Origin of the sequence: Kutzneria viridogrisea DSM 43870 (assembly GCF_000525635.1) — a bacterium.
GTDB classification, from domain to species: domain Bacteria; phylum Actinomycetota; class Actinomycetes; order Mycobacteriales; family Pseudonocardiaceae; genus Kutzneria; species Kutzneria viridogrisea.
On sequence record NZ_CP007155.1, the window covers coordinates 2,125,746 to 2,149,050 of the forward strand.

The 23,305-nt window shown below is 71.6% G+C and carries 20 protein-coding genes; 14 read left to right on the forward strand and 6 right to left on the reverse strand.

What is annotated here, in order from left to right; all coding sequences use genetic code 11:
- Positions 1-7 precede the first annotated feature (7 nt).
- The 3 genes from KALB_RS09665 (at position 8) to KALB_RS09675 (ending at position 3,024) form a co-directional block, all read left to right on the forward strand.
- Positions 8-406: a cytochrome c oxidase subunit 4 gene (locus tag KALB_RS09665; protein WP_025355517.1), complete on the forward strand. Its 399-nt coding sequence runs from the start codon at positions 8-10 to the stop codon at positions 404-406.
- Positions 407-547: 141 nt separating this feature from the next.
- A complete protein-coding gene (locus KALB_RS09670; RefSeq protein ID WP_025355518.1) occupies positions 548-1,822 on the forward strand; it encodes a DUF1800 domain-containing protein in 1,275 nt (424 codons plus the stop codon).
- The gene (locus KALB_RS09675; RefSeq protein ID WP_025355519.1) at positions 1,819-3,024 is read left to right on the forward strand and encodes a DUF1501 domain-containing protein; all 1,206 of its coding nucleotides are present in this window, start codon (positions 1,819-1,821) and stop codon (positions 3,022-3,024) included. The genes KALB_RS09670 and KALB_RS09675 overlap by 4 nt, the downstream gene beginning before the upstream one ends.
- Before the next feature lie 186 nt (positions 3,025-3,210).
- Here KALB_RS09675 and trpD read toward each other — a convergent pair whose 3' ends face one another.
- The 3 genes from trpD to KALB_RS09690 are packed head-to-tail and all read right to left on the reverse strand — an operon-like array spanning position 3,211 to position 5,038.
- Positions 3,211-4,254: an anthranilate phosphoribosyltransferase gene (trpD, locus tag KALB_RS09680; protein WP_025355520.1), complete on the reverse strand. Its 1,044-nt coding sequence runs from the start codon at positions 4,252-4,254 to the stop codon at positions 3,211-3,213.
- Entirely contained in the window at positions 4,251-4,661 is a 411-nt protein-coding gene (locus tag KALB_RS09685; protein WP_025355521.1) for a hypothetical protein, read from the reverse strand. The genes trpD and KALB_RS09685 overlap by 4 nt, the downstream gene beginning before the upstream one ends.
- A gap of 26 nt (positions 4,662-4,687) precedes the next feature.
- The gene (locus tag KALB_RS09690) at positions 4,688-5,038 is read right to left on the reverse strand and encodes a hypothetical protein (protein WP_042220301.1); all 351 of its coding nucleotides are present in this window, start codon (positions 5,036-5,038) and stop codon (positions 4,688-4,690) included.
- 120 nt (positions 5,039-5,158) lie between these two features.
- On the opposite strand from KALB_RS09690, the gene ctaE reads away from it, so the two are divergent.
- The 4 genes from ctaE to qcrB are packed head-to-tail and all read left to right on the forward strand — an operon-like array spanning position 5,159 to position 9,441.
- Positions 5,159-5,767 carry an aa3-type cytochrome oxidase subunit III gene (gene ctaE / locus KALB_RS09695; RefSeq protein ID WP_025355523.1) on the forward strand — a complete coding sequence of 203 codons (609 nt, stop codon included), beginning with the start codon at positions 5,159-5,161 and terminating at the stop codon, positions 5,765-5,767.
- Between the two features lie 46 nt (positions 5,768-5,813).
- Positions 5,814-6,653 carry a cytochrome bc1 complex diheme cytochrome c subunit gene (gene qcrC / locus KALB_RS09700; protein WP_025355524.1) on the forward strand — a complete coding sequence of 280 codons (840 nt, stop codon included), beginning with the start codon at positions 5,814-5,816 and terminating at the stop codon, positions 6,651-6,653.
- Complete coding sequence (gene qcrA, locus KALB_RS09705) at positions 6,650-7,774, forward strand: cytochrome bc1 complex Rieske iron-sulfur subunit (RefSeq protein WP_025355525.1); 1,125 nt, start codon at positions 6,650-6,652, stop codon at positions 7,772-7,774. The genes qcrC and qcrA overlap by 4 nt, the downstream gene beginning before the upstream one ends.
- Complete coding sequence (qcrB, locus tag KALB_RS09710; RefSeq protein WP_025355526.1) at positions 7,771-9,441, forward strand: cytochrome bc1 complex cytochrome b subunit; 1,671 nt, start codon at positions 7,771-7,773, stop codon at positions 9,439-9,441. The genes qcrA and qcrB overlap by 4 nt, the downstream gene beginning before the upstream one ends.
- A gap of 62 nt (positions 9,442-9,503) precedes the next feature.
- On the opposite strand, the gene KALB_RS09715 is transcribed toward qcrB, so the two are convergent.
- Positions 9,504-9,788: an Lrp/AsnC family transcriptional regulator gene (locus KALB_RS09715; RefSeq protein ID WP_025355527.1), complete on the reverse strand. Its 285-nt coding sequence runs from the start codon at positions 9,786-9,788 to the stop codon at positions 9,504-9,506.
- Between the two features lie 268 nt (positions 9,789-10,056).
- Here KALB_RS09715 and KALB_RS09720 point away from each other — a divergent pair, with 268 nt between their 5' ends.
- Positions 10,057-10,587, forward strand: a complete 531-nt coding sequence (locus KALB_RS09720; RefSeq protein ID WP_025355528.1) for a GNAT family N-acetyltransferase — start codon at positions 10,057-10,059, stop codon at positions 10,585-10,587.
- Here the strand turns inward: KALB_RS09720 and KALB_RS09725 are convergent.
- On the reverse strand, positions 10,516-12,234 hold the full coding sequence (locus tag KALB_RS09725) for a DEDD exonuclease domain-containing protein (RefSeq protein WP_025355529.1): 1,719 nt from the start codon (positions 12,232-12,234) through the stop codon (positions 10,516-10,518). The genes KALB_RS09720 and KALB_RS09725 overlap by 72 nt on opposite strands.
- Positions 12,235-12,820: 586 nt before the next feature.
- Between KALB_RS09725 and KALB_RS09730 the strand changes: the two genes are divergently transcribed.
- The 6 genes from KALB_RS09730 to KALB_RS09755 all read left to right on the forward strand — a co-directional run bounded on the left by KALB_RS09730 (position 12,821) and on the right by KALB_RS09755 (position 20,449).
- Positions 12,821-14,185, forward strand: coding sequence for an NYN domain-containing protein (locus KALB_RS09730; RefSeq protein ID WP_025355530.1), 1,365 nt, complete (start codon positions 12,821-12,823; stop codon positions 14,183-14,185).
- 300 nt (positions 14,186-14,485) lie between these two features.
- Complete coding sequence (locus KALB_RS09735; protein WP_025355531.1) at positions 14,486-15,532, forward strand: NlpC/P60 family protein; 1,047 nt, start codon at positions 14,486-14,488, stop codon at positions 15,530-15,532.
- Between the two features lie 81 nt (positions 15,533-15,613).
- A complete protein-coding gene (locus KALB_RS09740; protein WP_025355532.1) occupies positions 15,614-16,663 on the forward strand; it encodes a C40 family peptidase in 1,050 nt (349 codons plus the stop codon).
- Between the two features lie 110 nt (positions 16,664-16,773).
- Positions 16,774-17,994, forward strand: a complete 1,221-nt coding sequence (locus KALB_RS09745; protein WP_025355533.1) for a lipase family protein — start codon at positions 16,774-16,776, stop codon at positions 17,992-17,994.
- Between the two features lie 51 nt (positions 17,995-18,045).
- A complete protein-coding gene (locus KALB_RS09750; protein ID WP_042220303.1) occupies positions 18,046-19,335 on the forward strand; it encodes a peptidase MA family metallohydrolase in 1,290 nt (429 codons plus the stop codon).
- A 10-nt stretch (positions 19,336-19,345) separates the two neighbouring features.
- A complete protein-coding gene (locus tag KALB_RS09755) occupies positions 19,346-20,449 on the forward strand; it encodes a glycosyltransferase family 4 protein (RefSeq protein WP_025355535.1) in 1,104 nt (367 codons plus the stop codon).
- A gap of 65 nt (positions 20,450-20,514) precedes the next feature.
- Here the strand turns inward: KALB_RS09755 and KALB_RS09760 are convergent, their stop codons facing one another.
- On the reverse strand, positions 20,515-23,205 hold the full coding sequence (locus KALB_RS09760; protein WP_025355536.1) for an AfsR/SARP family transcriptional regulator: 2,691 nt from the start codon (positions 23,203-23,205) through the stop codon (positions 20,515-20,517).
- Positions 23,206-23,305: the final 100 nt, after the last annotated feature.

Here is a 23,305-nt window from a genome sequence, read left to right on the forward strand (position 1 = left end):
ACCGTCCATGAAGATCGAAGCGCGCCTCTTCGAGATCGTCGCCGGTTTCTGCTTCCTGGTGGCCATCTTCTACGGCCTGTGGGCCAAGGAGCCGGTCGGCATCGTCGGCCTGACCCTGACCGGCGGCCTGTGCCTGATCGTGGGCACCTACTTCCGGTTCATCTCGCGCCGCATCACCGAGCGTCCCGAGGACGACCCGGAGGCCGAGATCAGCGACGGCGCCGGTGAGCTGGGCTTCTTCAGCCCGGGCAGCTACTGGCCCTTCGGCCTGGCACTGGCCGCCGCCATGGGTGGCCTGTCCCTGGCCTTCTTCCAGGTCTGGATGCTGGTCATCTCGGTGATCATCATCCTGATCATGGTCGGCGGCCTGGTGTTCGAGTACCACACCGGCCCCAACCACGACTGACCCCTCCTCGTGCCGTGAAGGTGGCTTTCGCTGCGTTGAACGCAGCGAAAGCCACCTTCACGGCGTTTGGGCTCCTGAAGGGTTGCTGAGCGAAGGGCGTACGGCGCTGCGTCCGGCGGCGGGGTTGGCGAGCATTGGCTGGTGCCCTTACTCGACGAACGGGCCGCCACGCGGCGACTGCTGGACCGGCTGGGTTTCGGCCCGCGGCCAGCGGAGCTGGACCAGCTGGCGGCCGGCGGCTTCACCGCGGCGGTGCAGACCGTGCTCGGAGCGACCCCTGACCCCGTGACAATGCCCGACCTGGGACCGGATCCCGGCAGACCGGGCAAGCAGGCCAGCCCCGCCGAGCGCAAGCAGGCGCAACAGGCGCTGCGGCAGCAGGAGCTGAAGGCGGGCCTGTGGTGGCTGGACCGCATGGTCACGGTCAAGGCCGCGCTGCCGGAACGGCTCACCTGGTTCTGGCACGGCCACTTCGCCACCGGCGAGCAGAAGGTGCGGGGCCCTCGGCTGATGCTGCGGCAGAACCAGCAGCAGCGGCAGCTCGGCGCCGGCTCCTTCACCGCGCTGGCGAAGTCCATGGTGACCGATCCGGCGCTGCTGCTGTGGCTGGACGGCCAGGACAACCGCTCGGGCTCGCCCAACGAGAACCTGGCCCGCGAGTTCATGGAGCTGTTCGCGCTGGGCATCGGGCACTACACCGAGAACGACGTGCGCGAGGCGGCCCGCGCGCTGACCGGCTGGACCGTGGACCGCGCGGCGGTCAAGGCCAACCTCGTGGCCAAACGGCACGACGGCGGGGCCAAGACGGTGCTGGGCACCACCGGGCCGCTGGACGCCAACTCGCTGGTGGACGTGCTGCTGGGCCGTGCGGATTCGCCCCGGTTCATCGCGTCCAGGCTGTGGTTCCGGCTCGTCAGCAGTGACCCGGTCCCGGCTGACGCGCTGAACCGGCTCGTCGCCGGGTACGGGCCCGGCCGGGACGTGACGGGCCTGCTGCGGGCGCTGGTCGCCGAACCGGCGTTCAGGGACCCGGGCACCGCGCTGGTCAAGCAGCCCGTGGAGTGGGCCGTCGGCCTGATGCGGGCGCTCGACGTGGTCCCGAGCAAGCTGCCGAGCACGCAGCTGCTGGCCGAGCTGCGCGGCATGGGCCAGGTCCCGTTCGAGCCGCCCAGCGTCGGCGGCTGGCCCGCCGGTCAGTCCTGGCTGACCACCTCGGCGGACCTGGCCAGGCTGCACCTGGCCCAGCTGATCACCCAGCACGCCGACCTGGCGCACGTGGCCAACGCCGAGGACGCACGCCGCCTGCTGGGCGTGGACGCCTGGAGCCAGCGCACCTCGGCCGCCCTGTCCAAGCTCAAGGGCGCTGCCCTGGTCGCCGTGGCGGCCTGCGCGCCGGAATACGTGGTGAGCACATGACGCGCAAACTCGGTCGGCGCGGCTTCCTGCTGGCCACCGGCGTGGCCGGGGCCGGGGTGCTGGCGCTGGGCGCGAGCCGGGTGGACTGGTCGCAGCTGATGACCGCCGCCGCGCAGAACCCCCTGTCCCCGGACGCCGGGGTGCTGGTCGTGGTCACGCTCTACGGCGGCAACGACGGCCTGAACACCGTGGTGCCCGCGGCGGACAAGGCGTACCAGGACGCGCGGCCGGACCTGGCGTACAAGCCGGAAGAGGTGCTGGACCTGGGCGAGGACCTGGGCCTGAACCCCGGCATGAAGGGCCTCAAGAAGCTCTGGGACGACAAGCGGCTGGCCGTGCTGCGTGGCGTTGGTTACCCCAAGCCCGATCACAGCCACTTCCGGTCCATGGCGATCTGGCAGACCGCCTCCCCGCAGACCGCCTCGCAGACCGGCTGGCTCGGCCGCTGGCTGGACGCCACCGGGGACGACCCGCTGCGCGCCGTGTCGGTCGAGCCGGTGCTGCCCCCGTTGCTGGCGGGTCAGCGCGCGGCCGGTGCCTGCCTGCCGGTCAGCGGGCTCAAGCTGCCCACAGGTGCGCTCGGCGCCGCCTACCAGGCGCTCGGCCAGCCCCAGCAGGGCGAGTCCCCGCTGGTGGCACGGGCCGCCCGCTCGGTGGCGGACCTGCACACCACTGCCGCCAAGCTCGGTGGGTCCGCACACGACCACGACGGCGGCAAGGGGCAGTTGGCCGCCCAGTTGGACGTGGTCGCGGGCCTGGTCGAAGCCGGTGTGCCGACCCGGGCCTACTCCGTGTCGCTCGGCGGCTTCGACACCCACGCCGACGAACGCGGCACCCAGCAGCGGTTGCTCGGCGAGCTGGACTCCGCGCTGTCGGGCTTCGTCGCCAGGATGCGCCGCACGGACCGGGGCAAGCAGGTCGTCACACTGGTGTACTCGGAGTTCGGCCGCAGGGTGCACGCCAACGCCAGCGACGGAACCGATCACGGCACGGCGGGCCCGGTCTTCCTCGTCGGCGACACCGTGCGCGGCGGCTTCTACGGGGACCAGCCCAGCCTGACCGACCTGGACAACGGTGATCTGCGCGTCACGACCGACTTCCGTGACGTCTACGCCACCCTGCTCCAGGACGTGCTGGGCACCGACCCCGGTGCGGTGCTGGCCGGCCACCAGGGCCGTGTCGACGGCGTGCTGGCCACCTGACCCGGAGCCGCCGACACGCGTGGCCACCAACGTCGCGTGTCGGCGCTTCGCGTACCGCGTGTCGGCGCCTCGGAGGCAGTTTCCCAGCTGCCGAGAGCATGTCCCGGAAGCGCGAACACACCGCTCCGGAAGCGCCGACACGCGGTACCGCAACGTCCGACACGCGGGGAAACCCCGTGTGGCGGCTCAGGCCTCGTGCAGCTTGCTGGAGAGGGTGATCCAGCGCTCCAGCAGGGCCGCCGCGGCGCCGGAGTCCACGGCATCGGCCACGGCGTCCAGCGCCGCGGCCAGGTCGGCGTGCAGGTCCGCGCCCAGACCCCGGTAGACCGCCACGGCACCGGCCGCGTTGAGCAGCACCGCGTCGCGCACCGGACCGGTCCGCCCGGCCACCAGTTCGCGGACCACCTCGGCGTTGACCTCGGGGTCGCCGCCACGCAGCTGCTCGGGCGTCGCCGGGGACACGCCCAGCCGGGACGGGTCGATGCTGTCCGTGCGCACGGCGCCACCGCTGGTGATCCACACCGCAGTGGTGGTCGTGGTGGTGATCTCATCGAGACCATCATCACCGCGCACCAGCAGCACCTCGGCCCCGCGCCGGGCGAACACCCCGGCCATCGCCGGGGCCATGCGCTGGTTGGCGCAGCCGATCAGCCCGTACTTGGGCTGCGCGGGGTTGGTCAGCGGGCCGAGGAAGTTGAACGCGGTCGGCACACCCAGCTCGCGGCGCGGACCGGAGGTGTAGCGCAGCGCCGGGTGGTAGGCGGGCGCGAAGCAGAAGCCGATGCCCAGCTCGGTGACGCAGCGCCGGACGGCCTCCGGGGACAGCTCGATGGCCACGCCGAGGGCCTCCAGCACGTCACCGGTACCCGACTTGGAGGAGGAGGCCCGCGCCCCGTGCTTGACCACGGGCACCCCGGCCGCGGCCGTGACGATCGCGGCCATCGTGGAGATGTTGACCGTGGCCGCCTGGTCCCCGCCGGTGCCGACGATGTCGATGGCCTGGCCGTCCACCTCGACCCGCCGCGCGTGCGACAGCATCGCGGCGGCCAGGCCGCCGACCTCCTCGGGCGTCTCGCCCTTGGCCCGCAGCGCGATCGCGAACCCGGCGATCTGCGCGGGCGTGGCCAGCCCGGACATCACCTGGTCCATGGCCCAGCTGGACTCCTCGCCTGCCAGGTCCTCACCGCCGAGCAGCTTGCCCAGCAGCCCGGGCCAGGTGGGCGCGCTCATCCCTGGACGGCGGGCAACCGCACGGAGCGCAGCACCTCGGCCACGGTCTCCGCGCTGGCCAGCGGGTCCAGCGGGTGCACGATCACCGCGTCGGCCTGCGACCAGGTGGCCAGCCAGCGGTCGTCCTTGCGACGCACCGCGACGACCACCGGCGGGCAGTTGGTGATCTCGTTCTTCAGCTGCCGGGACACGCCCATGCCGCCGGTCGGCTGCGCCTCACCGTCGAGGATCGCCAGGTCCACCGCGCCCGCGTCGACGTGGTAGAGCACCTCGGTGATGGTCGCGGCCTCCAGGTAGTCGACCCTGCCCAGGTCGGGCGCCGGGCGCCGGCCCACGGCGTTGATGATCGCCTCGCGGACCTCCGGCCGGTGGCTGAACACCAGGATCTTCCACGTCTGCGCGCTCATAGGTGGATGCTAGCTGTGTCACACCTTCAGGTCTGCAGTGCGTCCCACCCCAGCCAGTCCCCGCCCAGCCGTTGTGCCAGCCCAGCCATCCGGGACCGCTCCTGGGCGCAGCTGAGCACGTCCAACCGCTGCGCGCGCAGTGCGTGCAGCGGCACCGGCTCGCCCTGCCCGGACTCCACCAGCGTCCAGCCGTCCTGCGCGAGTACCTCCCGCGCCCGGTCCACCTCGCGCGCGGGCAGCACCAGGTGGTGCCTGAGCACGGCCTGCTCCTCGGCGCGCCACTGCTCCGAACGGGCCAGCACCGCTGAATCGGCCTCTGCCAGGTCGAACGCCTCGGCGACCACCACCAGATCGGGATCCCGCACGTCCAGCGGCATTTCCCGGGGTCGACGCCACAGCGCCCGGAGTCGGTTGAGCACCCGTGCCCTCCGTGATCTCTGCGTGATCTCCGCGCACCGACCCACCCGACCGGGCGGGCCGATCTCCCGCAAGCAATAATGCGAGACGTGACAACGGCAGCGCCCCCCATCGGTCAGCGAGTCCACTCGCTGAACCGCCCCAACATGGTCAGCGTGGGCACCATCGTGTGGCTGTCCAGCGAGCTGATGTTCTTCGCAGGTCTGTTCGCGATGTTCTTCACCGTGAAGGCCCAGAACGTCGGTGTGTGGCCGCCGGAGCCCACGCACCTGGACAAGGCGTACGCGCTGCCGTTCACGGTCATCCTCGTGGCCTCCTCCTTCACCTGTCAGTGGGGTGTTTTCGCGGCGGAGAAGGGCGACGTGTTCGGCCTGCGCCGCTGGTACCTGCTGACCCTGGTGATGGGTGCGATCTTCGTGCTCGGCCAGGCCAACGAGTACCGGAACCTGGCCGAGGAGGGCACCACGATCGCGGGCTCCGCGTTCGGCACGGTGTTCTTCCTCACAACCGGTTTCCACGGCTTGCACGTCATCGGCGGTCTGATCGCATTCGTCTACCTGCTCATCAGGACCAAGCTGAGCAAGTTCACGCCTGCCCAGGCGACCTCCGCGATTGTCGTGTCCTATTACTGGCACTTCGTCGACATCGTGTGGATCGGCTTGTTCGCCGTCATCTACCTGATCCCCTGACGTAGGGCGTTCAGCCCCGAACTGACTAGCAAGGGTTGCCGCAACAATGACCACCACGCCAAGCGCCTCGCCAGGGGGCACGACCAAGGCTGGCCGCCGCGCCCGCTCGCGGTCGAAGCTCAAGCGGCGGATCTCCGGTGTGCTCGCCCTGGGCGTCGCCCTGCTGGGCGCCGGGGCCCTGTACGCCGGGTTCGTGCCGGAGCCGCAGACCGCGCAGGCCTCCGACACCTCCGCCCTCCTCCAGAAGGGCGAGCAGCTCTACAACAACACCTGTGTGACCTGTCACGGCCAGAACCTGGAGGGCGTGAAGGACCGCGGCCCCAGCCTGGTCGGCGTCGGTTCCGCGGCCTCCTACTTCCAGCTGTCCACCGGCCGCATGCCGCTGGCCGCGCAGACCGCCGAGGCCAACCGCAAGCCCGCCAAGTTCACGCCTGAGGAGATCGACGCGATCGACGCGTACATCCAGGCGCACGGCGGCGGCAAGGAGAAGCCCACCGAGACCGGTGAGGCGCTGCGCGGTGACGACCCGGCACGCGGTGGCGAGCTGTTCCGCCTCAACTGCGCGAACTGCCACAGCTTCACCGGCCGCGGCGGCGCGCTCTCCTCGGGCAAGTTCGCGCCCGAGCTCGAGGGCGTCACCGAGGACCAGATCTACACCGCGATGCTGACCGGCCCGGAGAACATGCCGGTGTTCGGCGACCGCCAGCTCACCCCGGCGGAGAAGAAGGACATCATCGCGTACATCAAGTCCGTCAGTGACGGCAACAACAACCCCGGCGGCAACGCCCTCGGCGGGCTCGGCCCGATCTCCGAGGGCCTGATCGGGTGGATCGTGGGCATCGCCGCGCTGGTCGGCGTGACCCTGTGGATCGGAGCCAAGGCATGAGTGGCGAGCAGGAGGACAAGCTGCCCACCGAGGCAGAGCTCGCGGAGATGGACCGTGACCAGCTGGTCCGGCTGGGCACCAAGCTCGACGGGGTCGAGCTGGTGCACTACGAGGACCCGTGGCCGGTCAAGGGCACCAAGGCCGAGAAGCGCGCCGAGCGCGGCGTGGCCATCTGGTTCCTGCTTGCCGCCCTGTTCGGGCTGGCCTTCCTCGGCGTGTTCCTGTTCTGGCCCTGGGAGTACGAGTCGCCCAACGCCGAGGGGCACCTGCTCTACAGCCTCTACACCCCGCTGGTGGGCCTGTTCCTGGGCCTGACCGTGCTGGCGCTGGGTGTCGGCGCGCTGACCTACACCAAGAAGTTCATCCCGCACGAGCTGGCCGTGCAGGACCGCCACGACGGCGGCTCCGACAAGGTCGACCAGGAGACGGTGCTGGCCGAGCTGGCCGACGCCGGTGTGCGCAGCGGCATCACCCGCCGCAACCTGGTCAAGCGTTCGGCCGGTCTCGGCGCGGGCGTGATGGGTCTCGGCCTGGTCGCGCTGCCCCTGGGCGGCATGCTGAAGAACCCGTGGGCGGACAAGGAGTCCCCGGACTCGCTGCTGCACACCGGGTGGAAGCCGCAGAACGGCGAGAAGGTCTACCTGCGCCGCAACACCGGTGACCCGAAGGCCGTCGTGCTGATCCGCCCCGAGGACCTGGACGCGGGCGGCTTCGAGACCGTGTTCCCGTTCCGCGAGTCGGAGCGGCACGACGAGGAGAAGCTCTCCGCCGCCCTGCACCGCGCCGACAACCCGGTCATGCTCATCCGGCTGCGCCCGGACCAGGCCGTGACCAAGCGCGCGGGCCAGGAGGACTACAACTACGGCGACTACTACGCCTACTCCAAGATCTGCACCCACCTCGGCTGCCCGACCTCGCTGTACGAGCAGCAGACCGGGCGCCTGCTCTGCCCGTGCCACCAGTCGCAGTTCGACGTGTTCGAGTACGCCAAGCCGGTGTTCGGCCCGGCGGCCCGCGCACTGCCGCAGCTTCCGATCACGGTTGACGAGAGCGGATACTTCGTGGCAAGGGCCGACTTCAACGAGCCGATCGGCCCCGCCTTCTGGGAGCGCAACTCATGAGCGGCACCTCTCCGACCAAGCCGGTGAACGCGGCGACCCGGATCGCCGGTGGCGCCGCGAAGTGGGCCGACGACCGGTACCACCTCGCCAAGGGCATGCGGCGCCAGCTGAACAAGGTCTTCCCGACGCACTGGTCCTTCCTGCTCGGTGAGATCGCGCTGTACAGCTTCATCGTGCTGCTGCTGTCCGGCACCTACCTGGCGCTGTTCTTCGACCCGTCGATGCAGGAAGTGACCTACAACGGTCCCTTCACCAACCTGCGCGGCGTGAACATGTCGCGGGCCTTCCAGTCCGCGCTGGACCTGTCCTTCGAGGTCCGCGGCGGTCTGTTCGTGCGGCAGATCCACCACTGGGCGGCGCTGCTGTTCATGTCGGCGATCGTGGCGCACATGCTCCGGATCTTCTTCACCGGTGCGTTCCGCCGCCCGCGCGAGGTCAACTGGGTCATCGGCGTCGTGCTGTTCATGCTCGGCGCGATGGAGGGCTTCTTCGGCTACGGCCTGCCCGACGACCTGCTGTCCGGTACCGGTCTGCGCGTCATGTTCGGCCTGATCGAGTCGATCCCGGTGATCGGCACCTGGGCCGCGTACCTGCTGTTCGGTTCGGAGTTCCCCGGCACGGTCATCGTGCCCAGGATGTACACGCTGCACATCCTGCTGCTGCCGGCCATCATCCTCGCGCTGATCGCCGTGCACCTGGGGCTGGTCTGGTACCAGAAGCACACGCAGTTCCCCGGCGTGCGCCGCAAGGAGACCAACGTCGTCGGCGTGCGCATTATGCCGGTGTTCGCGGCCAAGGGTGGCGGCTTCTTCGCCATCGTGGTCGGCGTGCTGGCGGCCATGAGCGGCCTGTTCCAGATCAACCCGATCTGGAACTTCGGCCCGTACAACCCGGCGCAGATCTCCTCCGGTTCGCAGCCCGACTGGTACATGGGCTGGACCGACGGCCTGGTCCGACTGTGGCCCGCCTGGGAGACCTACCTGCACCTGGGCCCGCTCGGGGACTACACGATCCCGGCGCCGTTCTGGCCGTTCATCGCGGGCCTCCCGCTGCTGACCGGTCTGGCCGCGGCCTACCCGTGGATCGAGCGCAAGCTCACCGGGGACACGGCGCACCACAACCTGTTGCAGCGCCCGCGCGACGTGCCCGTCCGCACCAGCCTGGGCATGATGGCCATCACGTTCTTCATGGTCACGCTGCTGGCCGGCGGTAACGACATCATCGCCGACAAGTTCAACATCTCGTTGAACGCGACGACCTGGATCGGCCGCATCGGCCTGCTGGTCCTGCCGCCGCTGGCGTACTGGGTGACCTACCGGATCTGCATCGGCCTGCAGCGCGGTGACCGCGAGGTGCTCGAGCACGGCGTGGAGACCGGCATCATCAAGCGGCTGCCGCACGGTGAGTTCATCGAGCTGCACCAGCCGCTGGGCCCGGTGGACGACCACGGCCACCCGGTGGAGCTGGCCTACCAGGGCGCTCCCGTGCCCAAGAAGATGAACAAGCTCGGTGCCGCGGGCGAGCCGGTGGCGGGTGGCTTCCTCAGCCCCGACCCGGCCGAGGAGACCGCTGCTCTGGCCAAGGCCCGTGCCGCGCAGCACAGCGACGAGGAGTCCGCGGACCAGCCCAAGCAGCTGGCTGGCAAGGCTCAGGCCCCCAAGGACTGACGCTCCTGCTACGAGTGAGGCCCCCAGCCACTGCGGCTGGGGGCCTCACTCGTTGTGCGGTCTCAGGCGCCGTCCAGGCCCGCCGAGAAGGTGTCCTCGGTGTCCCGCCGCGAGTAGGAGCGGAAGGCGATGTGCGTGTCGGTGGACAGCACGCCGGGCACCTTGCTGATCTCGCCGGGGACCAGCGCTGCCAGGTCCTCGTGCTGGGCGACCTTCACCAGCGCGATCAGATCGACGTCGCCCGCGCAGGAGTAGACCTCCTGCACGCCCTCGACGTCGGCGATCGCCTGCGCCGCGTCGGGGATCGTCTCCGCGGTAGCCTTGATCAACACGATCGCCGTGATCACGACGGGACCTCCTCAGCTGGTGGGCCTCCGATCCTAGGCGCCACCCCACCCACCCCGAGTCCCGCCCCGCAGCGCGCGAGTCCCGTCGTCTGGGTGGCGAGTCCCGTTCTGGGGCGCCCGAGTCCCGCCCTCCAGGGGGCGAATCCCGCTCTCCGTCGTGCCTGGGTGCTGATCCACCCGAGACCACTGCGGGACTCGGCGGCGGCTGGGCGGGACTCATGCTCCTGTGCGCGGGACTCGCGGGGTGGTGGGGTCATACGGTGGGCCCATGAGTTGGGCGGTGCGACCGGCGGTCGCGGATGATGCCGACGAGTTGGTGCGGCTGCGTGAGCACATGTTCGCCGCGATGGGTGTGGACCTGGCCGACACCTCGTGGCGTCAGCCCTGCGTGGACCACTTCGCCCGCAAACTGGGCGGCGCGGACTTCGTGTGCCTGGTGATCGACGTGCCCGAGGGTCAGGGCTTGGCCTGTGCCGCGCTCGCACAGCTGCGCCGGGGCGTGCCCGGGCCCGGCAACCCGACCGGGGTGTCGGCGCACATCAGCAACGTCTGCACAGACCCGCAGTGGCGGCGGCACGGCATGGCGCGTGCGGTCATGGTGGCGTTGCTCGCCGAACTGGACGCCCGCGAGGTGCCCGCGCTCGACCTACACGCCACCGAAGACGGCCGGGGCCTTTACGAGAGCCTCGGTTTCGGCCCGCGCGGTGGCGGGGTGGAACTCAGCCGATCAGTTGGCGCCCTGGTAGCCCCCTCTCCCCGCGACGGCGCGGTCCACCCAGTCCAGCCAGGCAGCCGCTGACCGCACAGGCACCGACCAGGGCTGGTCGCAGTGCACCAGCCGGGTGCCCTGCCTGGCTAGCCAGCGCAGCACCACCCCGGTCTCCTCCGCGGGCGCACCACGCAGCGGGCCCTCACCGGGCAGCACGGTCTCCGCGGCCGCGACCAGTGCCGCCACCACCGGCATGGGCGGTGTACCCCGCCTGGCCACTCCGGCTGAGGCCAACCTGCCGTGCCGCACCACGGCGAACTCCCAGCCGCCGTGCTCGTCCGGACGGGCGGCGACGACCTCCGGCAGCGCCGCCAACGCCGCCATGCGCTGGCCGCGGTCCACGGCGCGCACCAGGTTGGCGAGCCGGTCACGGCGCAGCGCAGCCTCCTCGAACCGCTCCGTGGCGGCCAACTCCGCCAGCTGGGCGGCCAGCCGTTCGAACGGGGCGGTGCTCTGCCCCGAGGCCAGGTCCTGCACGACCTGTGCGCCCAGGGCGTAGGACGCCACGTCCTGTCGGCCCGCGCACGGTGCGCCGCAGCGGCCCAACTCGGCCAGCGCGCAGGGCGTGCCCCGAGCCCCCTTGGCGGGGATCCGCTGGGTGCAGGTCCGCAGCCCGGTGGCGTCACTGATCGCGGCGGCCGCCGAGTCGGCGGCACCGCGGGTGCGGAAGGGGCCGAGCGCGCCGTCCCTGGCCCGGCGCACCACCGACAACCGGGGGAACGCCTCCTCGGTGAGCACCACCCACCAGCCCGCCTGCGGGTTCTTCGACCGCCGGTTGTACTGGGGACGGTGCGCCGCCAGCAGTCGCAACTCACGCACCTCGGCCTCCAGCGAGTGCGCACAGACCACTGTGTCCACCCGCGTCGCCAGTGCGACCATCTCCCGGATGCGGCCCCTGCTCTCGCTGCCGGTGAAGTACTGCCGCACCCGCCTGCGCAGGTCGCTCGCGGTCCCGACGTACAGGACCTCCTCCGACGGTCCCCGGAACATGTAGACACCGGAGGCGCTCGGCAGGCCCGCGGCCAGCGTGCGCTTGCGGCGCTGTGCGGGCGTCACCTCGGGTAAGTAGTCGAACAGCTCCTCCAGCGAGTGCACACCCAGCGGCCCGAGCCGTTCCAGCAGGGCGTGCAGCACGTCCACAGTGGCCCGTGCGTCGTCCAGCGCGCGGTGGTTCGGGGTCGTGGACGCGCTGAACATCGCCGCCAGCGCGGACAACTTGCAGCTGGGCGCCTCGTCCCTGGTGAGCACCCGCCTGGCCAGCTTCACCGTGCACAGCACCGGCGGTTTCGGCCACGCGTAGCCGTGCCGGGTGCAGGCCGCCTTGAGGAAGCCCGTGTCGAAGCCCGCGTTGTGCGCCACGAGCACCGCACCCGCCGCGAACTCCAGGAACGCGGGCAGCACCTCGGCCACCGGCGGAGCCGGATAGACCATCGCCTCGGTGATCCCGGTCAGCCGCACGATCTCCAGCGGGATGGGCCGCCCCGGGTTCACCAGGGTGCCGAACTCGCCCAGCACCTCGCCGCCACGCACCTTCACCGCGCCGATCTCGGTGATCGCGTCCTCGCCGTGCCTGCCCCCGGTGGTCTCCAGGTCGACCACGACGAACGTGGTCTCGCGCAGCGGTGTGCCCAGCTCGTCGAACGAGAGCTGGGAGTCGTCGGTGGCAGTCGTGGTCATCGGTGGGGACGCTAGTGGGTGGGTCTGACAGTTTCCGGTGTGCGGCGGTCGCTTGGCGGGGGTGCTCGGGGCGCCCGCTGGACTGACGCGGGCGCCCCGAGCGGGCCTGGTCGGATGCTGGGCCCGCTGCGCTCTCTGCGATCCTCCGGATCGCGGCGTCTTCGCTGAGGTCCGGTCTCTTCCCTTGTCTCAGGTCGACCGCTGGACAGATGCGGTCGACCTGAGCCCGCGGTCCAGAGACCGGCGCGAAGACGCGGGCCCGCTGTGTTCTTGGCGCCCCTCCGGGGCGCGGCGTCTTCGCTGAGGTCCGGTCTCTTCCCTGTCCCGAGATGATCACTGGACAGATGTGATCATCTCGGGCCGGCGGTCCAGAGACCGGCGCGAAGACGCGGGGGCGGGGTGGGCGAGTCGGGTGGCCTCGTGCGTCGGTGGGTGGGACTCGTGCACCCCCGGCCGGGACTCGCGTGCTGCTCACCGGGACTCGTGCGCCCCTGGGCGGGACTCGTGTGCGGCTCAGCGGGACTCGCGTGCGCCAGGACGGGACTCGCGGGGTGTGGGGGCGAGGCGTGACCACTAGCCTTGTGGGGTGTCGCCGTCAGCCGAGCCCGATGAGCCGGGTCAGGAGCCTGAGCTGTCCGCCGTGGACGGTGCGGAGGAGCCGTCCACAGTGGACTGGTCCGCGCTGCCCGACGCCGTGCGCTCGCGGCTTGCGGAGATCGGCGCCGAGGCGGTGGGCGCGCTCGCGCGGGTCGACGTCCCGCAGCAGGTCAAGGCGGTGGCGAGGTTCGCCCCGGCCAAGCGGGCACGGCTGGGGGGCGGCGCGCTGCTGGCGGGTCTGCGCGACTCCGCGGCGTTCCGCACGGCGGTGCTGGAGTGGTGCCGGGAGCACCGGCCCAGCGTGCTGGACCTGACGGCCCCGGATCCGGTCGCGGCGGCGACGGCCGCGGTGCTGCTGGGCGACCCGGTGGCGGTGCACTACCTGGAACTGGTCGCGCGCCGGGCGGGCGAGGCACAGCTGCGCCTGGAGCGGGACAACGCGGTGACCAGGGCGGAACGGCTGGAGTCGGAGCTGGAGCGGCTGCGCGGCGAACTGGACGCCACGCAGGGCGCGGAGGCACGGCTCGCGCAGGAGCGGGACACCGAGCTGGAGCGGCTGCGCAAACGCTTGCGCGAACAGGGCGTCAAACTCCGCGAGGCCAAGGACCGGGCCGAGGCGGCGACGACCGAGGCGGATCGGGCGCGCACGCAGGCACAGGCCGAGGTCAAGGCGCTGGCCGCGGAGCGCGACCGGGAGCGGGAGCGCGCGGAGTTGGAGCGGGCGAAGGCCCGCCGGGCGGCGGCCGAGGCGGAGGTGGCCAGGCAGTCGGCGCGCGAGGCGCGGCAGGCCGACGAGGTGCGGCTCGCCCTGCTGGTGGAAACCCTGGACGGGGCGGTGACGGGGCTGCGCAGGGAACTCGCGCTGGGCGGGGGCACGGGTCCGCGTCCGGCCGACATGGTGCGGGGGGCGACCGCCGCACAGGGCGCGGTGGGGCGGGTGGAGGACCCGGCGGCCCTGGACCGGCTGCTCGCGTTGCCCGCGGTGCACCTGGTGGTGGATGGCTACAACGTCACCAAGACGGGCTACCCGGAGCTGCCGCTGGCCGACCAGCGGGACCGGCTGGTGCACCAGATGGCCGTGCTGGCGGCCAGGACCGGCGCCGAGGTGACGGTGGTCTTCGACGGGGCCGGGGTGGTGGCGGTGCCCTCGGCCAGCCCGCGCGGGGTGCGGGTGCTGTTCAGCGACCCCGGGGTGCTCGCCGACGACGTGATCCGCGCGCTGGTGACCGCCGAGCCGGAGGGGCGGCCTGTGGTTGTGGTCACCTCCGACCGCGCGGTGGCCGACTCGGTGCGCAGGCGGGGTGCACACCCGGTGCCCTCCGCGGTGCTGTTGGCCCGCCTCGTGCGCGTGTGAACAGTTAACTGTGCCCTGGCTTGCGCATACGGGGTTTCGCGGTGAGCGGTTCGCATGACCAGGTGAACGGCCTGGGTGTGTTCACCACCACAGGTATCCGACCCCTACTCCGAACGAGTTAGTGGACCGTTCGTCCTGTTTGCTGACAGCCGCTAGTGGACGAGCGGCCTCACTTTTCGTAACCTACCCGAGACTTCGTGGGGACCAGCCGGTCGTGGTGGCCGGTGACACGCAGTCACCGCCATCTCGGTTCATCGGGGGAACCGGTGCGGGCGAACGATGTGAGGAGACACCACCGCAGTGGCGTCGGACCGACTCAAGTACGCGATGCGCGGTGCACTGGCGATGACCGCCGTGGCCGCCGTGGTCAGCATGAACCCCGGTTCCGCGGTCGCAGACCCGCCCGCCAACCAGCAGGACGCGCTCAAGCAGCTCAACGACGCCAGTGCCGCGGCCGAGAAGGCCCAGCAGGCGTACCTGGCCGCCAAGGACGACCTGAAGGCCAAGCAGGACGCCAAGGACACGGCCACGCACGACATCGAGAAGTACGGCAAGGACCTCGATGCGGCCCAGAAGCAGGAGGGCCAGTTCCGGGGCGAGGTGGACAAGCTCGCAGCCGCGACCTACGACGGCGCGCAGTTCACCCAGCTGTCGGCCCTGCTGTCCGGCCAGTCCGCGCAGGACTTCCTGGACCAGTCCACCGTGTTGCAGATGATCGCCTCGCGCAACGCCGACATCCTCGGCACCTACGACGCCGCGGTCAACAAGGCCACCGAGGCCAAGAACAAGGCTGCCGACGCGCAGAAGCGCGCCAGCGACGCCGCCGACGCGGCCGCCAAGATCGTGGCTGACCTGGAACAGAAGAAGAAGGACGCCGACGCGGCCGTCGCGAAGTCCCAGGCCGCCTACAACCAGCTGTCCGGTGCGGCCAGGAACGGGCTGAACAGCAACGGCGACAACGGCGTGTTCGTCGGCCCCGCCGGTGCGGCCGGTACCGCGATGAACGTCGCGGTCGCCCAGCGCGGCGTGCCCTACGTGTGGGGCGGCACCACGCCCAGCGGCTTCGACTGCTCGGGCCTGATGCTCTACTCCTACGCCCAGGCCGGGGTCACCATCCCGCGTTCGGCCGCCGCGCAGTACACCGTGGGCAAGTCCGTCTCCATGGACTCCCTCCAGCCCGGCGACCTGGTCTTCTACGGCTCGACCGCCTCCAACATCCACCACGTTTCCATGTACGTGGGTTCCGGCAAGGTCGTGCACGCCCCCACCGAGGGCGAGACCGTGAAGATCGTGCCGATCGGCCAGTCCGGCAGCGACATCTTCGGCGCCAAGCGCATCGTCGGCTGATCAAGGCTGTCACCAGGGCCGACACCCTCACCGGGGGTGTCGGCTCCGGTGCGTTCTGTGGCCGGGAGTAGCCTGCCCGCCGTGGCTACCCCCCGACTCAAGCACGTCATGCGCACTGCGGTGGCGGTCACGGCCGTGACCGCCGCGGGTGTCGGCCTGGGCGCGACCCCCTCCACCGCCGACCCGGCCCCGGTCTCCGACGCGCGCAAGCACCTGGACGAGGTCGCCAAGCAGGCCGAGCAGATCGGCCAGCAGTACCTCGCCGCCAAGGACGCCGTCGCCGCGCACCAGGCCGAGTTCGACAAGGCCACCGCGGACATCTCCACCGCCCAGCGCGACCTCACCGCGGCGCAGGCCGAGGAGGAGCGCTTCCGCGGCCAGGTGGACAAGCTGGCCGCCGCGACCTACGAGGGCGCGAACTTCACCCAGCTGTCCGCCCTGCTCTCCGGGCGCTCCGCCCAGGACTTCCTGGACCAGTCCACCGCGCTGGAGATGCTGGCCTCGCGCAACGTGGACATCCTCAAGACCTACGACGCCGCGGTGACCAAGGCCGCCGACGCCAAGTCCCGGGCCGCCGACGCGCAGCAGCGCGCCAAGTCGGCCACCGACGCGGCGCAGAAGCTCCTTGCCGAGCTGGACCAGAAGAAGAAGGACGCGGACAAGGCCGCCACGGAGGCGAAGGCCGCGCTGTCCAAGGTCACCGGGGCCGACCGCGAGGCGCTGGGCTTCGCCGGTGACCTCGGCTCGTTCATCGGGCCCTCGGGTGCCGCCGGGGTGGCCATGCAGGCCGCGCTGGGCCAGCGGGGCGTCCCCTACGTGTGGGGCGGGGAGACCCCCGGCGGTGGCTTCGACTGCTCGGGGCTGATGCAGTACGCCTACCGCATGGCCGGGGTGAGCCTGCCGCGCTCGGCCGCTGCCCAGTACGGGGTGGGCAAGTCGGTGTCCCGCGGTGAGTTGCAGCCGGGGGACCTGGTGTTCTTCGGCACCACGGCGTCCAACATCTACCACGTGGCCATGGTCGTCGGTGACGGCATGGTGGTGCACGCGCCGACCACCGGCCAGAACGTCAAGGTGGTTCCGCTGGCCCAGGCCAGCAGCAACTACTTCGGCGCCAAGCGTATCGTCGGCTGATTTTGTCGCAGCGCACGCATTTTCCCGTGCTGTCTTGACGGGTTTTGCCGCTACCCACCAGTGTGGTGCCGACGCGTCAGGTCGGAATTGCCACTCAATGGGGAGCAAGCATGCGCGTTATGGTTCGCCGTGCTCTTGTCACGGCATCCGCGACGGCCGTCCTGCTGGCCGTCGCGGCAGTACCCGCCAGCGCTGACGAGGCGTTCTACACCCCGCCCTCGCCGTTGCCCGCCGGGCAGAACGGTGATGTGCTCAAGTCGCAGCCCTCGAAGTACAACGGGGCAACCGCGACCCGCATCATGTATTTGTCACGGGACGCGAAGAATCAGCCGATCCCGGTGACCGGAACCGTTCTGGTGCCAAGCAAGCCGTGGACCGGACCGGGGCAGCGGCCGATCGTGGCCTACGCCCCGTTCACCGCGGGCATGGGCGACCAGTGCGCCCCGTCCAAGACCCTGGCCGGGGACGGCAGTTCGGACATCACCGCCAGCGTGCAGGGCTCGTTCATCAACCCGTTGCTGGACAAGGGAATCGCCGTCGCGCAGACCGACTACCAGGGCCTGGGCACACCCGGTGAGCACACCTACGTGATCCGCGCCGCCGAGGGCCATGCCGTGCTGGACGTGCTGCGCGCGGCCCAGCGACTGCCCGGCACCGGACTGCCCGCCAACGGCCCCGTCGGCATCACCGGCTATTCGCAGGGCGGTGGGGCCTCGGCCGCGGCCGCCGAACTGGCCGCCAGTTACGCGCCGGAACTGAACGTCAAGGGCGCCTACGTGGGAGCGCCGCCCGCCGACAAGTCGGTGCTGGCAAAAAGCCTGGACGGTTCGTACGCGTTCGGATTCCTCGGTTTCTCACTGATCGGCATCAACACGGCCTATCCCGAGACGCACATGCTCGACCTGGCCAATTCCACCGGTGCCGACCTGTTCGTACAGGCCAGCAAGTCCTGCACGATGGACGCGATCTTCAAGTTCGCGTTCAAGCAGTCCAGCAGCCTCACCAAGGACGGCAGGCCGGTGTCGGCCTACCTGGACCAGGAACCGTTCAGGTCCGTGGTGGCCGACCTGAAGCTCGGCACGGTCAAGCCCTCGGTGCCCACGCTGGTGGAACACAGCCCGCTCGACGACATCCTGCCCTACGCGCAGGGCAAGCAGCTGGCCAAGGACTGGTGCTCGCTCGGCGGCACCGTGCAGTTCAAGGACCTCGCCTCGTTCACGCTCTTCTTCTCGCACGCGCTGGCCGCCTTCGGGGCCGCCGGTGATTCCGCGACCTGGCTCAACGACCGGTTCACCGGTCAGGCCGCGACCAGCACCTGCGGCCAGTTCTGAGGCGGTTCGCACACACCGCGGCGACCCGCTTGGCCCTAGGATCTGGCCTCTATGGCTCGATTTCGGGCGTGGCTGGTCGCCGCGGTGGCCCTGGCACTGCTCGGCGCTGTCGTGCTGCTCCTGCGGCAGCCGGTCGCCGGGCCGCTGACGCCCGCCCTGACCACGCCCTCGGTGCAGGCGGCACCGGCGCTCACCGACACCCGGACCGCGGCGGTCACGGAGTTGCTGCGCCGTCGTTCCGACGCGGTCCTGCACCGCGACCGAGCCGAGTTCCTGTCCACTGTGGACCCGCAGGCGAGCCCGGAGTTCCGTGCGGCGCAACGGTCCCTGTTCGACAACCTCGACGGGGTCCCGCTCTCGGCGTGGACCTACCGGCTGGACCCGAACCAGGTGAGCCAGGCTCCGACAGCCTTCTCCGCGGACGAGCTGTGGGCCCCTCAGGTCGACCTGAACTACTCGCTGGCGGGAGTGGACCCGGGCACCACGGCCAAGCCGATGGCCTACCTGTTCGCGCGGCGCGGCCAGAACTGGTACCTGGCCTCGGACAGCACGCTGTCGCACCAGACCTGGCGCGGACCCTGGGACTTCGGGCCGCTGGTGCTGCTGCGCGCCGCCAACGGATTTGTGTTGGCGCACCCCGGGAACGCCGACCTGGGCAGGCGCATCGCGGCCGAACTGGACGCCGATGTCCGTGCGGTCAGCCAGGTGTGGGGCAAGCAGTGGCCGCAGCGGGTCGCGGTGCTGCTGCCCGACTCGTCGGCGGAGCTGAAGGCGTTGGTGGGGCCGGAGTTCGCGGTGGACGCGATCGCGGCGGTCGCGGTCGCGGACCGGGTCGACCACGCCAGCCGCTCGGCGGTCGGCCAGCGGGTGGTGCTCAACCCGGCCAACGCGGGCAAGCTGTCGGCCACCTCGCTCAGCGTGGTGCTGCGGCACGAGATGACGCACATCGCCGCGCGCGGGGTCACCGTGGACGGCACGCCGATGTGGCTGCTCGAGGGGTTCGCGGACTACGTGGGCTACCGGGACAGCGGCGTCCCGATGCCGCAGGCCGCCGCCGAGGTGGCGCGGCTGGTCCGTGCGGGCACCCCGCCCACCGAACTGCCCTCCAACGCCGACTTCGCCGCTGGCGGCGGCCGGATCAACCTGGCCTACCAGGAGGCGTGGACGGTCAACCAGTACGTGGCGGAGACCTTCGGACAGCCTGCGCTGGTGCGGCTCTACCAGCGCGTGGCGGGCGGGGATCCCAAGGCACCGCTGGACGACGCGCTGCGCGAGGTGCTCGGCGTGGACACCCAGGGCCTGGTGCGAGGCTGGCAGGAGTACCTGCGCGCCGAGCTGTAGCCTGACCGGAGTGCGCAGGACCCTGCTGGTCACCAACGACTTCCCGCCACGGGTCGGCGGTATCCAGTCCTACCTGTACGCGCTGGCCACACAGCTGCACCCGGACCTCGTCGTCTACGCGCCGAGCTGGCCCGGCTGCGAGGCGTTCGACGCCCGCCAGCCCTTCCCCGTGGTGCGCGACCCGTCCCCGCTCGTGCTGCCCACGGCCCGGGTGCGCCGCCGGGTCAGCGAGGTGCTGTGGGCGTACCGCTGTGACGCGGTGTGGTTCGGGGCGAGTGCCCCGCTCGCCCTGCTGGCGCCGAACCTGCTCGCGGCACGGGTGATCGCCAGCACGCATGGCCACGAGGTGGGCTGGTCCATGCTGCCCGGGGCGCGGCAGGCGCTGCGCCGCATCGGCGCCGACTGCGACGTGCTGACCTTCGTCAGCCGCTACACCAGGTCCAGGACGGCCGCCGCGTTCGGGCCGCTCGCCGCGCTGGAGCACCTGCCCGCGGGCGTGGACACGGACCTGTTCCGCCCCGACGCGGGCGCCCGCGAGGACATCCGCCGCAGGCACGGGCTCGGCGCGCGGCCAGTGCTGCTGTGCGTGTCCCGGCTCGTCCGCCGCAAGGGCCAGGACGAACTGCTGCGCGCGCTGCCCGAGATCCGCAGGCGGGTCCCCGGCGCCGTGCTGCTGCTCGTCGGTGACGGACCGGACCGCGCCCGGCTGACCGCGCTGGCCGGTGACGGGGTGGTGTTCGCCGGGGCCGTGCCCGCCGGTGAGCTGCCCGCCTACTACGCGGCCGGTGACGTGTTCGCCATGCCCTGCCGCACGCTCGGCCGGGGGCTGGACGTGGAGGGCCTGGGGCTGGTCTACCTGGAGGCCGCCGCCAGTGGGCTGCCCGTGGTCACCGGCCGGTTCGGCGGTGCACCCGAGGCGGTGCTCGACGGGGTCACCGGCCACGTGGCAGGTCCGGACCTGGCCGGTCAGCTCGCCGGGCTGCTGGCCGATCCCGGTGCCGCCGCGAGGATGGGGCTGGCCGGCCGGGAGTGGATGGCCGGTTCCTGGCGCTGGCACGACCGCGCGACCCGGTTGGCGGCGCTCGTCGACGGTCGGCGGCCACCGAGCCCGTGACGGCCGGTGCCATGAAAGTGCCGTTCCTGGCGTTCAACGCCAGGAACGGCACTTTCATGGCACCTTCACGGGCCCATGAGGCCGCGGACGCGGTCGGCCTCCGCGGTGCGGCCGTGGGCGGTGTGCATGTCCACGGAGCGCTGCCACGCGAGGTGTGCCGCGGCGGAGTCGCCGAGCTGGCACAGGCCGGTGCCGAGCGATTCGTAGATGGTGGCGGCGTTGTGCGTGTTGCCGACCTCCAGCGCGATCTCCACGGACTCGCGGAGCATGGTGACGGCACGCTCGGGTTGGCCGGTGGCGAGCAGGACGCGGGCGACCCCGGCCAGGGCGTCGGCCTCACCGTCACGGTGCTGGATGGACCGGTAGAGCTCGAGCGCGATCTGGCTGTGGCGCAGGCTGACCTCGGTCCTGCCCAGTTGCAGGGAGTAGGCCGCGTAGGCGCCGTGCGCCATGGCGAGCGGGCCCGCGGGCCCGCCCTCGGCCAGTTCGATGGTCTTGGCGGCGTACCGCACGGCCTCGGCGAAGTCCTTGCGGAAGGCGGCACAGGTGGTGAGGCTGTGCGTCGCGGACACCAGTTGCCCGCGGAACCCGTGCCGCTCGGCCAGCGCGGCGGCCTCGTGGATCATGGCCTCGCCCGGCTCGAACTCCCCGTCCCAGGCCATGGCGAAGCCCAGGAAGTGCCGGGTGAGCACCTTGGCGTACTGGTCCTCGGTGCGTTCGGCCGCGGCGACGGCCACCTCCAGCCCGAGCCGCCGTTCCCGCATCCGCATCCGCCGCCACTGGTAGATCCGCAGCGCGAAGGCCAACTGCCAGGCCTGCCGGTGCAGCCCGTGGTCCAGGGCCAGCCGTTGAGCGGCCAGCACGCAGGACAGCTCCGCGTCGAACCACGCCAGCGCCTGGGCCGAGTCGGCGATCGGCTCGGGCACGCAGCCCGGTGCGGGCGTGCCCCAGGCCAGTTCCTCCCGGGCCGGTTGCAGCCACCGGTCGGCCTGCTCCGCGGTGTGCAGGTAGTGGTCCACCAGCCGGGTCACGGCCTCGGTGTCCGCCAGCGCCGCGGCCTGCTCGCCCGCGAACAGCCGCACCAGGTCGTGCATCCGGTACCGGCCGGGCTCGTGCTCCTGCACGAGGTGGGCCTGGCACAACTCGTCCAGCTGCGCCCGGCCGCACCCGGTGAGGCTGCGCACCGCGTGCCGCCCGATGTCGGCGCTGGGCACCAGCCCGAGCAGCCGGAACGCCTGGGCCGCCTCGGGGGACAGGGCGTGCAGGGAACAGGCGAAGACCGCGCGCAGGTTGGCGGTCAGCTCCCCGGCATCGAAACCGTCCAATCGGGACACTTCGCCGAGTTGCTCGGCCAGCACGGCGAGCGGGGTGTCCGGCTGCATCGCGGCCCGCGCGGCCACGATGGCCAGGGCCAGCGGCAGACCGGCGCAGCGGCGCACCAGTTCGGCCACCGCCTCGGGCTCGGCGGCGACTCGCCGCTCGTCCAGCCTGCTCACCAGCACCCGGCGCGCGTCCTGGTCGCCGAGCAGGTCCAGGGTCATCAGCGTGGCGCCGTGGTTGACCACCAGCCCGGCCAGTTGCAGGCGGCTGGTCACCAGCGCGGTGCAACTCGGGCTGCCGGGCAGCAGCGGGGTCACCTGCGCGGTGTCGCGGGCGTTGTCCAGCAGCACCAGCATGTGTTTGTCGGCGACCAGGCTCCGGTACAGCCCGACCTGCGCGTCCAACTCGGCCGGGATGCCCGCGGGCGGCACACCCAGCGCCTCCAGGAAACCGCGCACGGCGACCTCCGGGGTCAGCGGGCTGCCCGCGGGGTCGAACCCGCGCAGGTTCACGTAGAGCTGCCCGTCCGGGAACAGCTCCAGCCTGCGGTGCGCCCAGTGCAGGGCCAGCCAGGTCTTGCCGATGCCGCCGGTGCCGTCGATCGCGGAGATGACCACCGGCCCGCCCCGGTCCAACCGGTCCAGCTCGGCCTGCCGCCCGGTGAACCGCTGCGGGGAGGCGGGCAGCTGCCTGGGCACCGGTCTTGCCGTGTCCTCGGGTGCGCTCAGCTCGGGATCGGTGGCCAACACCTGCTGGTACAGCTTGCGCAGCCGCGGACCGGGATCGGTGCCCAGCTCCTCGGCCAGCCGCCCGCGCAACCGGTGGTACTGCTCCATCGCCTCGGCGGTGCGCCCACACCGGTACAGCGCGAGCACGAGTTGACCGCACAGGCCCTCGTGCAGCGGGTGCTCGGCGGTCAGCGCCACGAGTTCGGGTACCAGCTCGGCGTGCTTGCCGCGTTGGAGGTCCACGGCCACCCGCTGGCTCAGCGCGTGCAGGCGCAGCTCGGCCAGCCGCGGGGCCTCGTCCCGGTGCAGGCTGTCCGAGGGCACGTCGGCCAGCGCGGGCCCGCGCCACAGGGCCAGCGCCTCGTGCACCCGGCCCTGGTCCAGCAGTGCCCGTGCCTGTGACAGGTCCAGCTGCTCGGCGCCCAGCCTGGCCAGGTAGCCGCCGGGGGTCGTCTCGATCAGTTCGGGGTCGCCGATCAGGTGGCGCAGCCGCATCACGTAGGCGCGCACCGTGTCCCTGGCCCCGGACGGCGGGTCCTGGCCCCACAGGTGCTCGATCAACTCGTCCGCGGGCACCGGCGAGTTCGCGCGCAGCAACAGGGCCGCGAGCAGGATGCGCTGCTTGCCCGCCCGCACGGGGACCGGCTCCCCGCCGACCAGCACCCGCAGCGGTCCCAGCACGCCGAACCACGGGTGCCGCTCTGTCATGCGGCAAGACTAACCACGGCCCGGCGGCGCCGAGGCGACAGCGATACGTCAGCGGGGTCGTGCAGGCTGGAGCGAGTCCCGGTCTAGGGGAAGGTCCGGG

Coding starts and splice junctions, on each gene's coding strand:
- KALB_RS09665 (WP_025355517.1), top strand. CDS start 8: ATGAAGATCGAAGCGCGCCTCTTCGAGATCGTCGCCGGTTTCTGCTTC.
- KALB_RS09675 (WP_025355519.1), top strand. CDS start 1,819: ATGACGCGCAAACTCGGTCGGCGCGGCTTCCTGCTGGCCACCGGCGTG.
- trpD (WP_025355520.1), bottom strand. CDS start 4,254: ATGAGCGCGCCCACCTGGCCCGGGCTGCTGGGCAAGCTGCTCGGCGGT.
- KALB_RS09685 (WP_025355521.1), bottom strand. CDS start 4,661: ATGAGCGCGCAGACGTGGAAGATCCTGGTGTTCAGCCACCGGCCGGAG.
- KALB_RS09690 (WP_042220301.1), bottom strand. CDS start 5,038: ATGCCGCTGGACGTGCGGGATCCCGATCTGGTGGTGGTCGCCGAGGCG.
- ctaE (WP_025355523.1), top strand. CDS start 5,159: ATGCGAGACGTGACAACGGCAGCGCCCCCCATCGGTCAGCGAGTCCAC.
- qcrC (WP_025355524.1), top strand. CDS start 5,814: ATGACCACCACGCCAAGCGCCTCGCCAGGGGGCACGACCAAGGCTGGC.
- qcrA (WP_025355525.1), top strand. CDS start 6,650: ATGAGTGGCGAGCAGGAGGACAAGCTGCCCACCGAGGCAGAGCTCGCG.
- qcrB (WP_025355526.1), top strand. CDS start 7,771: ATGAGCGGCACCTCTCCGACCAAGCCGGTGAACGCGGCGACCCGGATC.
- KALB_RS09720 (WP_025355528.1), top strand. CDS start 10,057: ATGAGTTGGGCGGTGCGACCGGCGGTCGCGGATGATGCCGACGAGTTG.
- KALB_RS09725 (WP_025355529.1), bottom strand. CDS start 12,234: ATGACCACGACTGCCACCGACGACTCCCAGCTCTCGTTCGACGAGCTG.
- KALB_RS09745 (WP_025355533.1), top strand. CDS start 16,774: ATGCGCGTTATGGTTCGCCGTGCTCTTGTCACGGCATCCGCGACGGCC.
- KALB_RS09750 (WP_042220303.1), top strand. CDS start 18,046: ATGGCTCGATTTCGGGCGTGGCTGGTCGCCGCGGTGGCCCTGGCACTG.
- KALB_RS09760 (WP_025355536.1), bottom strand. CDS start 23,205: ATGACAGAGCGGCACCCGTGGTTCGGCGTGCTGGGACCGCTGCGGGTG.